This window comes from Flavobacterium aureirubrum, from assembly GCF_038739835.1.
Taxonomy (GTDB): Bacteria; Bacteroidota; Bacteroidia; order Flavobacteriales; family Flavobacteriaceae; genus Flavobacterium; species Flavobacterium aureirubrum.
The window spans coordinates 86,174-101,004 of record NZ_JBCGDO010000013.1; the positions used below are offsets into that span (position 1 = coordinate 86,174).

Annotated in this window: 4 protein-coding genes and 1 pseudogene; 4 read left to right on the plus strand and 1 reads right to left on the minus strand. The window is 37.0% G+C overall.

From position 1 onward, the window contains the following. Positions 1-34: 34 nt before the first annotated feature. From WFZ85_RS10575 to WFZ85_RS10585, 3 genes are read left to right on the plus strand one after another with little or no spacing between them, the layout of a single operon-like run. A complete protein-coding gene (locus tag WFZ85_RS10575) occupies positions 35-6,307 on the plus strand; it encodes a fibronectin type III domain-containing protein (protein WP_342696268.1) in 6,273 nt (2,090 codons plus the stop codon). A 30-nt stretch (positions 6,308-6,337) separates the two neighbouring features. Next, on the plus strand, positions 6,338-7,258 hold the full coding sequence (locus tag WFZ85_RS10580; RefSeq protein ID WP_342696269.1) for a PorP/SprF family type IX secretion system membrane protein: 921 nt from the start codon (positions 6,338-6,340) through the stop codon (positions 7,256-7,258). A gap of 20 nt (positions 7,259-7,278) precedes the next feature. After that, a complete protein-coding gene (locus WFZ85_RS10585) occupies positions 7,279-9,144 on the plus strand; it encodes an OmpA family protein (protein WP_342696270.1) in 1,866 nt (621 codons plus the stop codon). A gap of 673 nt (positions 9,145-9,817) precedes the next feature. On the opposite strand, the gene WFZ85_RS10590 is transcribed toward WFZ85_RS10585, so the two are convergent. Next, positions 9,818-14,587, minus strand: a complete 4,770-nt coding sequence (locus WFZ85_RS10590; protein ID WP_342696271.1) for a T9SS type B sorting domain-containing protein — start codon at positions 14,585-14,587, stop codon at positions 9,818-9,820. A gap of 125 nt (positions 14,588-14,712) precedes the next feature. Between WFZ85_RS10590 and WFZ85_RS16550 the strand changes: the two are divergent. Beyond that, positions 14,713-14,831 (plus strand): annotated as a pseudogene (locus tag WFZ85_RS16550) (IS982 family transposase); the annotation flags it as partial.

The following is a 14,831-nucleotide window of genomic DNA, read 5'->3' on the forward strand; positions in this document are numbered from 1 at the left end:
AAAAAACTATTACAAAAATTAAAATTTTCATTAAATGAAAAAAATTACACTTTTATTGTTGTTCATTTTATTTTCTATTACTGGTTATTCCCAGTTAACGGAAGGATTTGAGTCAACAACAGGACCAGATGCTTTACCATCTACAAATTGGACACTTGCGTCAGGAAATTGGGCTGTTTTTGATAATGGTGTTGGTACGGGTCAACGCTGGGGTAACGCGCCAATTGTGACTCCTTCAAATGCCTTTCAAGGAGATAATGCTGCCTATATTAATAGGGAGAACTTGGGAACTGAAGGTTTGATATCACAAGACTACTTATCTACACCTCTTGTAACCATTCCTGCAAACGGTCAATTGCGTTTTTTCGCAAGGAGTTTTGCTAGTGGCAATCAGGGTACACTTTATCAAATTAGAGTAGCGCCGTCTACTGCTTCACAAACAAATCCTGCTGCATACAATTTAGTGCAACAATGGGATGAAACTACTTTGAGTGCAACATTTAATGTGTATGAAGAAAAAATTGTGGATTTATCTGCTTTTGCTTCACAGCAAGTTTATGTTTCATTTGTTCGAGTTCACACTCAGCTTCCAGGTGGACTTAACGGTGCTGGAGATCGTTGGTTGGTTGATAACGTTAATATTGTTCAACGATGTCTAGAGCCAACAAATCTAACATTTTCTGCTATAACACAAAATGGCGCTACACTAAACTGGGCAAATCCAAGTGGTGCAACCTCGTGGGAAATAGAAATTGTTTTAGCTACTGCAACTCCAACAGGTACAGGTGTTATCTATAACGGAACGTTGCCGTATTTAGCGACAGGATTACTTCCTAATACCGCTTATAAATTTTTTGTGAGAGCAATATGTAATACAGGGTTTAGCAGTGCTTGGTCCGTTGCTTCCGCTAACTTTACAACAGGTACTGCACCACCAGAGTGTGGAGGAAACTTTGTAGATGCTGGTGGTCCTACTGCGAACTATCCTAATAACTCTAATAGTACCACTACAATTTGTCCAACTATTCCTGGAGAAAAAGTAACAGTAACTTTTACTTCATTCAACACTGAGGCAACTTGGGATGGACTTTATGTTTATAATGGTAATGGCGCTGTTCCTGCTAATTTAATTGCTAGCGCTAATCCAGCAGGTAATGTTCCCGGCGGTTTAGCTGGTTCTTATTGGGGAACTGCAATCCCAGGACCATTTACTTCGTCAGCTACAGATGGATGTTTAACATTTGTGTTTAGAAGTGATGGTTTTGTTAATAATCCTGGTTGGGTTGCAAATATTACTTGTGCTCCGCCACCAGCTTGTGAGCAGCCTATAACATTGGTATCTAGCGCTGTAACTTCAAATTCAGCTACTTTGGCGTGGACCAACGTTGGCGTAGCTACAACATGGGAAGTTATTGCTTTGCCTTGTACTGCGCCAGCACCAAATGCTTCGACAACTGGTTTTATAACTACAAGTTCAAATCCGCATACATTTACGGGTTTGGCATCAGCTACCTGTTATAATTTATATGTTAGAGGTAATTGTAGTTCAACATCTAATGGTGTTAGCGCATGGTCAGGACCAAGAACAATAACTACTTTAGTCGCACCACCAGAATGTGGAGGGAATTTTGTAGATGCTGGAGGCCCGACTGCGAACTATCCAAATAACTCAAATACCACAACTACCATTTGTCCAACTATTCCTGGGGAAAAAGTGACGGTAACTTTTACGTCATTTAATACCGAGGCAACTTGGGATGGACTTTATGTTTATGATGGTAATGGTGTTGTGCCTGCTAACTTAATAGCGAGTGCTAACCCAGCCGGTAATGTTCCGGGAGGTTTAGCTGGCTCTTATTGGGGGACTACAATTCCAGGTCCATTTACTTCATCAGCAGCCGACGGATGTTTAACATTTGTGTTTAGAAGTGATGGTGCAGTTAACAATCCTGGTTGGGTTGCAAATATTACTTGTGCTCCACCACCAGCTTGTCAACAACCTATAACATTGGTAACTAGTGCAGTGACTTCTAATTCGGCTACTTTGGCTTGGACTAATGTCGGAGTTGCCACTACTTGGGAAGTTATTGCCTTGCCTTGTACTGCGCCAGCACCCGATGCTTCAACAACTGGTTTCATAACTACTAGTACAAACATATATACATTTACTGAATTGGCAGCATCAACTTGCTACAATTTATATGTAAGAGGTAATTGTAGTTCCTCTTCTAATGGTGTAAGTTTATGGTCAGGACCGCGAACGATTACAACACAAGTTGCACCGCCAGTTTGTGGAGGCACTTTTACAGATGTAGGTGGGCCAAATGCGGATTATACAAATAGTTTAGATTCAACTGTAATTGTTTGTCCTACTGCGGGCAATGTGGTTACGGTCACTTTTACTGCCTTTAATACAGAAGCCACCTGGGACGGATTATATGTTTTTGATGGAATTTCTGTTACATCACCACAAATTGCGAGTGCAAATCCAGCTGGTAATGTTCCGGGAGGTTTGGCTGGTTCATTCTGGGGCGATTTAACAGGTAATTTGCCAGGACCTTTTACTTCGTCAAGTTTAGACGGCTGTTTAACATTTAGATTTCGAACAGATGGAAGTGGAACTAGATCTGGTTGGGTTGCTAATGTAACTTGTGCTGCGGCGCCAAATTGTGCAAGACCGACGGCACTCGCTGCAACTACTATTACTTCAACATCTGCATTATTGGGTTGGACAGAGTCGAACCCTGCCGTAACTCAATGGGAAATAATTCATTTACCTTTTGGCTCACCAGCGCCAACAAGTGCGGCCACAGGAATTTTAACATCCAGTAATCCTGCGTTAATTAGTGGCCTTTTACCAGGAACAAGATATACCTTTTATGTTCGCGCAATTTGCCCCACATCAGGAACAAGCGCATGGTCTATCGGCTCAAGCTTTACAACTTTAGTAATCAATGATGAGTGTGCAGGTGCTATTTTTACGCCTGTAAATTCTTCTTCTATCTGTCAACAGGTTACACCAGGAACTATTACAAGTGCTACAGCTTCATTGCCGGCAACAACGGCGCCATGCATAGGTACGGCAGATGATGATGTTTGGTTCCAGTTTGTGGCGACAAATCCTTTCTTAAATGTTGCTTTACAAAACATTACTGGTACTACAACAAATTTAAATTACGGTGTTTATGCGGGACAATGTGGTACTTTAACACAGATTTTTTGTAGTCCAATTAACGAAACGTCGGCTGTTGTAAATAACCTGACAATTGGCCAAACTTATTTTGTGAGGGTTTATTCTAACGCAAACACTGCACAAACTGTAAACTTTAATTTATGTATCACAACGCCATCAAGTTGTATTACTGGTCAATCTGCTTGTCAAGATTTGAATTATCAAAATACAACTGGTGTTGATAGTCAAGGTACAGTTGGATGTTTAGGTAGTACACCAAATCCTACTTATTATACCATAAATATAGCTACAACGGGGCCAATAAATTTGTTGCTGACTCAATCTACTACGCAAGGTGGAGCAGCAAATCTTGATGTTGATTATGCAGCATGGGGACCATTTCCAAGTCAAGCCGCTGCCTGTGCTGCTATCGGTAACCCTCCAACATTGGCGCCTGGAATAGGAGTGCCTATTTCACAAACTACTGGTTGTAGTTTTTCTATTGCAGCAACTGAAAACCTGAATATTGTAAATGCGGTCGCTGGCCAAGTTTATGTCATATTAATTACAAATTTTTCGGATGATCCTGGTTTTATTAGCTTGACTCAAACGAATACTAATGCAGCAGGTGCGGGTACTTATCAGTGTTGTCCAAACGCATTTTTCAGCTATAATCCTGCAACATATTGTCAACTGCCTGGCGCTAGTAACCCAATTGCAGTTATTGACAACGGTTCTGTAGCTGGAACTTTTTCTTCAACGCCTGGTTTAGTTTTTGTAAACACTGCTACGGGAGAAATTGATTTAGCGGCTAGTACACCTGGAAACTATCTTGTAACCAATACAGTTGCTGCAACAGCTAGTTGTATAGAATTTGTTAAAACATTTACCATTAGTATTGTTGCACCTACATCAGCTACTATTAGCTATGGCGCTACAAGCCCAACTAAATTCTGTAGAAGTATAAGCACTTTACAAGCTGTTAATCAAACAGGAACTCTTGGTGGTACCTATTCCGCTATTCCTAATATTGGGTTGAGTATCAATCCTTCTACGGGAGCAATAAATCCTAGTTTGAGCTCGCCAGGTATTTATACTATTACTTATGGAATTCCTGGTTCTGTTTGCACAGTGGGTAATCCCTCTACACAAGTAGAAATAATAGCACTACCTGCTTTAGTGTCCCCGGGAAATCAAACTGTTTGTAATTCGTATACACTTCCTGTCATAGCGGTTGGTAATTATTATTCTCAAGCTGGTGGCGTTGGAGCACCATTAGATATAAATGTTCCGCTAGAAACTTCACAATTAGTATATATTTATGCAATAAACGGCGATGGATGTACAAGTGAGCAATCATTTAATGTTGCTATAGGCCAAGCGCCAACTCCTACGTTAAACGTTACACAAACGGCTTGTAATGTTCAAACAGGGACAATAGAAGTTACAGCACCTATTGGAGCAGTTAGTGGATTACCTTCAAACTTGTTTATATCTGAGGTAACTGATGCGGCAACTGGTTCATTAACTTATGTTGAAATTTTTAATGGTACAGGTACTTCTGTGGATTTATCCAATTATAAGTTAAAAGTTTATAATAATGGTGGAACTACACCAAATTGTGATTTACTTTTATCAGGAACAATAGCAAACAATGCTACCAATATTATCAAGTTAAGTTCAGATGCGAATGTAGCTGGGGTTACGCCTAATCAATCTTTTACCGGTTGTGGAGGTGTTAATACTGATGATAATATTAGATTAACAACTAGCGCAGATGTCGAGATTGATATTTGGGGAAGAATTGATGGTGTTAGTTTTACGCCGTTGAACCAACCTGGATATACCTACCGACGAAATAATACAGCTAGTGTTCCAAGTTTGACATGGAATGCAGCCGACTGGACAGCTTTAGATCCAGAAAACTATTCTAATCTTGGCAATTTTACATCATTGACTACAGGATTTCAATACAATATAGATGGTGGTGCTTTCCAATCGAGTACAATTTTTAATAATGTTGCTCCGGGAGATCACATTATTAGAGTTCTCGATCTTGCAAGTGGATGTTTATCGGTTCCTGTAACTGTTACTATTAATCCAGTTCCCGTAACGCCAACGTTTGGAAATTTAGCAGCGACAACCCCAGTATGTTCTGGAGGAAATGCAGTGTTCTCTTTATTAGGAACTCCAAATGCAACGGTAACTTACACTATTAATGGTGGTGCTAATCAAACGGTTATTTTAGATACAGCCGGAAATGGAACAGTAACAGTAAATGCAGCAACAGGAAATACGACAATTTTGTTAAGCGAAATTAGTTTAGCATCTTGTACCACAACACTAAGTAATACAGCAACTGTAGTAGTTAATCCAAATCCAACGGTTACAAATTTGGTAGCGACAACCCCAGTATGTTTCGAAGGAAATGCTGTGTTTACTTTGACAGGAACTCCTAATGCAACAGTAACTTACACAATAAATAATAATGCTAATCAAACGGTTGTTTTAGATGCTAATGGAAATGCACCAGTAACTATAACTGCTGTGACTTCAAATACGAGTATTTTGTTAAGTCAAATTAGTTTAGCTTCTTGTACTACATCAATAAGTAATACTGCTACAGTTGTAGTTAATCCTCTACTTCAAGTAGCCATTGCAGGTGATTGTGTCGGTTCTGCTTACACGCTAACTGCCAATCCAGTTAATGGTTCTTTCGATTCCTTAGCAGCGAATTACTCTTGGAAAGATAGTTCAGGAAATCCAATTGGAGGCAATACACAAAGTATAATTGTTACTCAGCCAGGCGAGTATACTGTGAATGTTTTTTCAGGTGGTTGTCCAAGTTCTGCAGTGTTTTCTGCTGATAATGTGTCTTGTGTTATTCAAAAAGGTATATCAGTAAATAATGATGGTAAAAATGACACTTTTGACCTGTCTGGTTATAATGTTAGAAAGCTTAGTATTTACAACAGGCTTGGGGTTAAGGCTTATAGCAAAAACAATTACATAAATGAATGGGGTGGACAATCAGACAGTGGTGATGAACTACCAGATGGAACTTATTATTACGTAATTGAACGAAATGATGGAGAAACAAAAACAGGTTGGATATACATCAACAGAGAACAATAATAACTTTCATTCAATATTAAATCAAACAAAATGAAGAAACTATATATCATAGCCTTACTAGTTGCATCCATCTTTGTAGAGGTAAGAGCGCAGCAGGATCCACATTATACTCAATACATGTATAATATGAGTGTTATTAACCCTGCTTATGCTGGTTCCAAAGAAGGGATTTCGGCAGGAGTTTTATACAGAAAGCAATGGGTTGAGATAGAAGATGCTCCAACCACAGGAACCTTTTTTATTCACAGTCCGGTAGGAAAAAATGTAGGTTTAGGCCTCTCTGTTATTTCAGATAAGATTGGACCAGTAGAAGAAAATAATTTTTATGGAGACTTTTCTTATACGTTAAATCTGGGAGGAGAACATCGCTTAGCTTTTGGTTTAAAGGCTGGATTAACGATGCATAAAATTGATTTTAATTCGATTTTTCCAACATTGCCAGATATTGGAGATGATGTTTTCGGACAAGGGAATCCAAACGAAACATTTTTGAATTTAGGAACAGGTTTATTCTATTATACTAATAAGTATTATTTTGCATTTTCTGTCCCTAATATGATAAAATCAAATTATTTAGATTTTGATGGGAGACAATATGGAACTGAAGATTTGCATTATTTCTTTACGGGAGGTTATGTGTTTGATATCAATCCTAACTTAAAATTCAAACCATTTGCGATGGTTAAGTCATCGTTTAATGCTCCATTATCACTTGATGTGTCCACGAATTTTATGATTTATGATAAGCTTGAATTAGGAGCTACTTATAGACTAGAAGATTCTTTCGGTGCGATGGTTAATTTCGCTGTTACTCCAAATTTAAGGATAGGATATGCCTATGATCACATTATGTCGGATTTAAACGTCGTAACACCATCATCACACGAGATAATGATTTTGTATGATTTCAACTTATCTAAAAAGGTATCTCAATCTCCTAGATATTTCTAACCCAAAAAGCAATCTTAAAAATGAAAAATCTATATATAACATTAACTTTTGTAGCACTTAGCTTGACAGTTTCGGCTCAAAATTCCGCCACTAAAACAGCTGATAAATTATTTAACAGACTTGAATATGTTGATGCAGCAAAAGAATATCTGAAACTCGTTGAAAATGGTAAAGGAGATGGTTATGTCTATAAACAACTAGCTGATACCTATTACAACATGTTCAATACAACAGAAGCGGTTAAGTGGTATGCAAAAGCAGTGGAAGCATCGCAGGATGCTGAGACTTATTACCGTTATGCTCAAATGCTGAAAGGGAATGGAAAATATGAAGAGGCCAATAAACAAATGCAGAAATTTGCCAGTGCTTCTCCAAATGATGCTCGTGCAAAAGCATTTAAAGAGAATCCAAACTACATTCCAAGATTACTTGATATTACAAAATCATTCAATGTTAACTCTTTAGATGTTAGTAGTGATAAATCAGATTTTGGGGCAATTTTGTATGACAACTCGCTTTACTTCACAAGCGCAAGAAACACAGCCAAGAAAAGTTATGGTTGGACGGATGAGCCATTTTTAGATATTTATAAAGCCGACTACAATGCTGATGGAACAATTACAAATGTGATTGGGGTTAGTGGATTAAACTCAAAATATCACGACGGTTCTCTAACAATGAGTGCCGATGGAAATACGGTTTACTTTTCTAGTGAAAGTTTTAGAGAAAGTTCTTTTGAAAAAGATAAAGCCAATAAATTAAAACTAGGAAGGAATACTATTTTCAAAGCTACAAAAAATGGAGACACATGGGCAGATATTACTGCATTGTCCCTTAATAGTAAAGAATTTTCAACAAGTAACCCTACTTTAAGTAGAGATGGTAAGACTTTGTATTTTTCTTCTGACAGACCAGGAGGAATTGGCGGCATTGATATTTGGAAGGTAGCTATAAATACTGATGGCACATATGGAGAGCCACAAAATTTGGGTAATAAAGTAAATACAGAAGGTAACGAAAGTTTTCCATTTATTGCAGACGATAATAAAACACTATTTTTTGCCTCAAGTGGCAGACAAGGATTTGGTGGCTTGGATGTATTTAAAATTGACTTAACAGCAGGTGAAGCTACTAACTTGGGTAAGCCGGTAAATTCAGAAAAAGATGATTTTGCTTTCACATTTAATGAAAGTAAAAAAGTGGGCTTTTTGTCAAGTAACAGAAATGGCAATGATGATATCTTTGGAGCAACTCCAGTTTGTGGTGTTGATGTTTTAACAGTAGTAACCGATGCAAAAACAGGCGCAATCTTATCTAACGCAAGCGTATCAATTTTAGATGATAAGAAAAACGTAATTAAAACCGAAATGTCAAATGCCAAAGGCGAAGTAAAATACCGTGTAGAATGTGATAAGCCCTATGTTGTTCAAGCATCAAAAGATGGTTATGAAGGAAATACTTTTGCAGTTGCCAAAGGTAAAGGACCAACGGCTAAAGTTGATGCAGCTTTACAGCCAATAGACGTTATTGTTACTGAAACAGAAATAGTGTTAAAGCCAATCTTTTTTGAATATGACAAAAGTAACATTACTCAAGATGGAGCTTTTGAGTTAGATAAATTAGTTCAAGTAATGAAGAATAATGATAAGATGGTTATTTTAGCTAAGTCTCATACTGATAATAGAGGTTCAGATAATTATAATCTTAAACTCTCTGAGCGAAGAGCAAAATCGACTGTTCAATACATTATATCAAAAGGAATTCCTGCTAGTAGAATTTCTGGAAAAGGAATGGGTGAATTAGAACCAAAAGTTGATTGTGGTGCAAACTGTACTGAAGAGCAACATGCACAAAACAGACGTTCTGAATTCTTGATTGTGAAGTAACATCTTGATAAATAGATAAAAAAGACGAGTTCAAACTCGTCTTTTTTTTGCTCTAAATTGTTCTAAAAAAAAGTATAATTTAGAAAATAGGTTCCTATTGAAGTGATATAAAATCTGAAATCCAAAATAATATATTAAAAATATTATTATGATATAAAAGTTAAAACTGAAGGAAGTAGTTTATGTATTAAATAGTTATTTATTCAAACAAATGTTCAGCATTAATTTGAATACCGAATAATAACAAATAGAAAAAAAATAATACAGCGTAATTTTTGACGATGACCATTTATTTCCCTTAAATAAACACCTGCATAATCGCAAATAATCGTAAAAATATAAGATTACCAATTTAAAGAAGTTAAATAGTTGTATCATCATTGGTTTACCGCCGAAGTTTTCCTTTTCTAAGAAATGCGTCGCAAAATTACTCGAGGGGACAATTTATAATTATGACGATTTATTGATTTTATATAAAATAAATGCTTCTATCACTGCACGTTAAAGTAAGTGCAGCAACTTCTCGAAACTGCTTTTATACATGATATTGAAAATCGGTTAACATCTATTTCTCAGAAGTAGTCTTACTTATCTTCAATATGGCATTAAGGTGAAAAACAGCATAAATTGTACTTCAATGAAGTAAATTTAAGTTCATTTAAAAAGATTGTTTTTAATTTTCTCTAATCAAGTAAACCCAACCTACTCTCACTTTACCTGAGTTTTGTTCAACTACATAGTAATATGTGCCTTCTGGAACTTCATTGCCATTATCTGATTGTCCGTTCCATTCATTGGTGTAATTGTTTTTAGTATAAACAACCATTCCATAGCGATTAAAAATCTGTAGTTTTTTTACATTCAGATTTGATAATTCAAAAAAATCATTATCTCCATCGTTGTTGGCAGAAACACCCTTTGGTATTTTACAAAATGAATTAACAATATCTATTTCTTGACTATTTTGGCAGCCATTACTATTTGTGGTTACAGCGGTAAAAACACCTTCTTCAGTAATTATAATTGAATTCCCTTGACCAATTTCAGCATTATTATAAAGCCACGATACATTGGTAATGTTTTGATTTTGCTCAACAATCTCTAAACGATAATCATCGCCATCACATCCGCCTGTAATAGTAAATTGAGGAATTGGATTTACAGTAACGGCAAGCGTTGTTGACGTAGCACATTGTCCTGTATTTGGAGCAAAGGAGTATACACCACTATTTGTTGAGTCTACTGTAGATGGAGACCACAAACCTTCCACAGAATTAGTAGAGATTAGAGGTAATTCCAAGATCGAACTTCCCGAACAAATAGTTGTAGTAGTTCCAAAAGAAAAAGTTGGAGTTGTTTGCGGTGTCACATTAACCGTGAAGGTAGTTGTTGTGGCACATTGGTTAGTATTTGGTATAAATGTATAGGTGCCACTATTTGTATTACTAACAGAGTTAGGTGACCATGAACCAATTATGGAGTTAGAAGATGTATTTGGTAATGCCGTTACAAGATCACCCGAACAAATACTTGAAGAAGTTCCAAAAGAGAATATTGGGGTTGCTTGTGGAGTAATTGTAACCACGTATGAAGTGCTTGTAGCACATTGACCAGCATTTGGTTGGAAAGTATAAGTACCGTTGTTAGTGTTATCTACTACTGGTGGTAACCAAAAACCACTTATTGAATTTTCGGAACTCGAAGGTAATGTTGGTACCGTATTGCCAGAACAAATAGTGGAAGCGTTTCCAAAACTAAATGTTGGTGTTGTTTGAGGTGTTACAGTTACGGTAAAGATTGCTGTAGAAGCACATTGTGTTATATTTTCTACCAATGAAATATCATCTAGCGAAAAATCATTACCGTTGGCCACAAATATTCTATCAAAAATTGCTATTTGAGCTGTAGTATTTGAACCCGAATTCCATTGAAAGGAATATTGAGCGGTAGTACAATTTGTATTTGGTGCAACAGCTGAACCAATAATTGTCCCATTAATTTCAACTTCTATTAACGCTTGATTTGGCGTAGCAATAGTCTGTAACCAATAGCTAAAAGTGTATGTTTTATTAGGTAAAACAGCTACTGTTTGTCCCCAAACTTTATCATTTCCTGCGTTTGATGTTGAACCATCAACAACCATCATGTTTCCACCAGATGGCGCATTACTTACACAAGGTTGAAAAAACTGAAACCAAGCATTTGCCGCAGAAACAATTCCGTATGCTCTTTGAACTCCATTGACACCTGCACTTGGCAGAAATTGATAGTCTGTATTGAAGTTAGTATTTCCCTGAGAAAAATCTCCATTTACGATTAAATTTGGAGAAGACGAACCTGACGAACTTGGTGTAAAGGTATAAACTGCGTTGATAGTATTGTCTACTATTGGCGGGTTCCATGTTCCACTAACACCATTCGTAGATATTGCTGGTAGAGCAGGAACAATTCCACCAGAACAAATGTTTGCTGCTGTTCCAAATGAAAAAGTTGGAGTTGTTTGAGGTGTTACACTCACAGAAAATGTGGCTGTTGTAGCACATTGTCCTACCGTAGGATTGAAAGTATAAACGCCGTTATTGGCATTGTCTACGACAGCTGGTAACCAAGAACCACTAATTAAATTATCAGAAATTGAAGGTAAAGATGGCACCGAACTTCCAGAACAAATGTTTGCTGCTGTTCCAAATGAAAAGGTTGGAGTAACATTTGGAATGTTATCACTTACAGTAATACAAAATTGTTGGGTACAATTAGTATCCAAATCGGTCACAGTAACGCAATAATTTCCAGCACATAAATTAGTAGCTGTGGCCGTCGTTTGGGCTAAAGAATCATTCCACAAATAACTATAATTACCTGATCCTTGTGTAATAGTTATAGTTGCACTACCGTTACACGCGGTAGCAGGAAGCGTAATACAAGCAGTATTTGGACTGGCAGTTATTCCTCCAATAATTTCTGGATTAATAAAGACAGTTAAATTCGCATTAATTGCACATTGCCCCGCATCTGGACTAAAAGTATAGGTTGTAGTTGCTGTATTGTTTAATGCAGGTGTCCAATTTCCTGAAATACCATTGTTTGAGAAGGTTGGCAATGTAGATGATGGAATTGCCTCACCATTACAAAATGGATTTGGAGTGCTAAAAACAGGAGTAAAAATAGGGTTTTGTAATGTTACACCTGACGGGAGCGTTGTTGAACAACTATTGATAACAAAATTAAAATTGGTATACGTCCCGATACCTAAATTCGGAATTGTAATTTGTCCGCTGGTATTTGATGTAAAGTTGGCTGAACCCACTGGAGTAGTATTAAAATCGTAAGTAAGTGCATATACTTCATTGGCTGCTAATCCTGAGATAGTAATGCTTCCGTCAGTTCCATTGCAAGTAGTGGGATTAGTATTGCTAATAATTGGCGTGGAAATGATACTAAAGTTCGCTTTGTAATTTGTCCCTCCATTATTAATAGTAACAGTATCATCACATTGCGATGTGGAATTAAAATCACCTCTAACGTCATAATACACCTCCAAAGTATAATCACCGGGAGGAACTGTGGTTAAATTTATGGGCGAGTCACAACCTGGTTGCGATACACACTGCCATTTTTGTTGGCCACCAGCACACGGACCACCGCCAATAGAAAACTCACTAATAGCAGTATTACAGTCACTAAAAAAAGACAAATTTCGGGAGGTGAAGGTTCCGGCAGTGCCATTGGTTAAATAAAAGCGATAATACATGGTGGCACCGCAAACATTAGTATTACCATTCTTATAGGTTTTAACTTCAGAACCTCTTAAAATCAAAGTAGAAGAATTTTGAACATGCACACCAAAATCTTTGATAAAAGTATTTCCAGCTTCTTGATTAATTAAATCGGCACCACCACCAGTTGTATTATAAAATTTACCGTCGCCAGGCGTGGTGCAGTCATCCATCCATACCGCTGTAGCATAGCCGCCGAAGTCACAGTTATTAACCACAATAGTTCGTGTAGCGGTTGTAGCACATTGGCCAACATTTGGAGTAAAAGTGTAATTAGTGGTTGTGGTAGTATTCAATGCAGGACTCCAGGTGCCGCTAATGCCATTATTGGAAATAGTGGGAAGAGGACTTAATGTTGCTCCAGTGCAAACTGGATTTGAAGCATTAAAAGTGGGAATAACTACAGTAGTTACTGAAACAGTTATAGACTTGGTTTCTGTACAACCGTTACCGTCTGTAATGACCACAGTATAAATGCCACTTGCCAAAGTTGACACATTGCTTAAAGTGGGGTTTTGACTACTACTAGTAAACCCATTTGGACCAGTCCAAGACCAATTGGTACCATCACTACAAGTTAAATTCAATGAGCTATTCTCACAAACGGGACTATTACTACTTAACGTGGCATTTAAATCACAATTAGAACAGTCTAATGAAGTGCCAATAGTCTCAATATAAAAGGGAGAAACCGAAGAGCTAGTGCCATCAACAATAAAATAATAAGTTTTGCCAATAGTTAAGCCGCTTAAATTTAATTGATTATTTTTTGTAGAACCATTGATATACTGCGGACTAGTATAAGTGTCATTACTGCTTAAAGTAGGACAACCGCCATTTAAAACAATGTTATCTGCCGCCGTGCATGGATTATCGTCAAGGCCAGCATCAATAGCCAGTATTTGTAAATTTCCCGATATTCCAGAAATGCTAACACTAGCCGAAGTTTGAGCGGCTCTAAACTTAAAAAAGGCTGAATTATTTTGAGCGGCATTCCAGCTACAACCAACAGTGTTTGGATTATACATATCTTCCACTTGACTAGTAAATCCGTTATTTGAAGCTACTATAATTTCAGCAGTGCCTAAACAGTAAGGTGTAGTGCAATTGTCATAACTAGTTACTGTCGTATAATCTTGTACGGTGAAGGGTGATTTAAATACTAAATCTACTCTGTTAAACCGTCCACCCGTTGCCACAGAGGTTTCGGTGATAGTAACCGTCCAATCACCGTTAGGATCAAGACCATTAAAAGCGGTATAATTGTCTTGCGATCGATAATACCCAATACTAAACGGTTCTGCTACACCGCCATGCTCGGATAGTCTTTTTAAGAAAGGATTGAATCTAAATTTAGTGTTGATTTGCTTTACGGGAGAATTAGGCAAACCTCCAGTAGCTACTAAGTCTATGCTAGTAGTTCCTTTGGTTAACGTTACTCTGTATGTATTATAATTTCGGGTATTGGCATCATCCCCTAAGTGAAGATTTACTTGAACTAATTCAAAAATACTTGCATTTAAATTTGGTAGTCCCGAAACCGTTACTGTTTTTGATAACGTTCCATTCCATGAACCCGCAAGTGATTGGTTAGAGTTTGTAAATGTTTGCGAACAAACGCCAATTATATTTGCGAAAAATGCGAAGATTAGTATTTTTTTTTTCATATCTAATAAATTTGAAAGCTAATATAACCCGTTGGGTGTAATTATTTAAATTAAAATAAATTGATTAGATATTGCTCAAGATACTGAAATTCAGTATCTTGAAGTCGCAAAACAAAACAATATCTATGTCAAATATAGTAAAAAAATATTTAAGAGTTTTAGAAGTTATAAGTTCTTTGAATTGTGAATTAGAATTTAAATCAGGTGTTGGTAGAAAAGAAAAAATGTCTGATTTAGAAGTAGT

Excerpts from the sequence above, each read along its gene's own strand:
- WFZ85_RS10590 (WP_342696271.1), bottom strand. The coding sequence starts at position 14,587 with ATGAAAAAAAAAATACTAATCTTCGCATTTTTCGCAAATATAATTGGC.
- WFZ85_RS10580 (WP_342696269.1), top strand. The coding sequence starts at position 6,338 with ATGAAGAAACTATATATCATAGCCTTACTAGTTGCATCCATCTTTGTA.
- WFZ85_RS10585 (WP_342696270.1), top strand. The coding sequence starts at position 7,279 with ATGAAAAATCTATATATAACATTAACTTTTGTAGCACTTAGCTTGACA.
- WFZ85_RS10575 (WP_342696268.1), top strand. The coding sequence starts at position 35 with ATGAAAAAAATTACACTTTTATTGTTGTTCATTTTATTTTCTATTACT.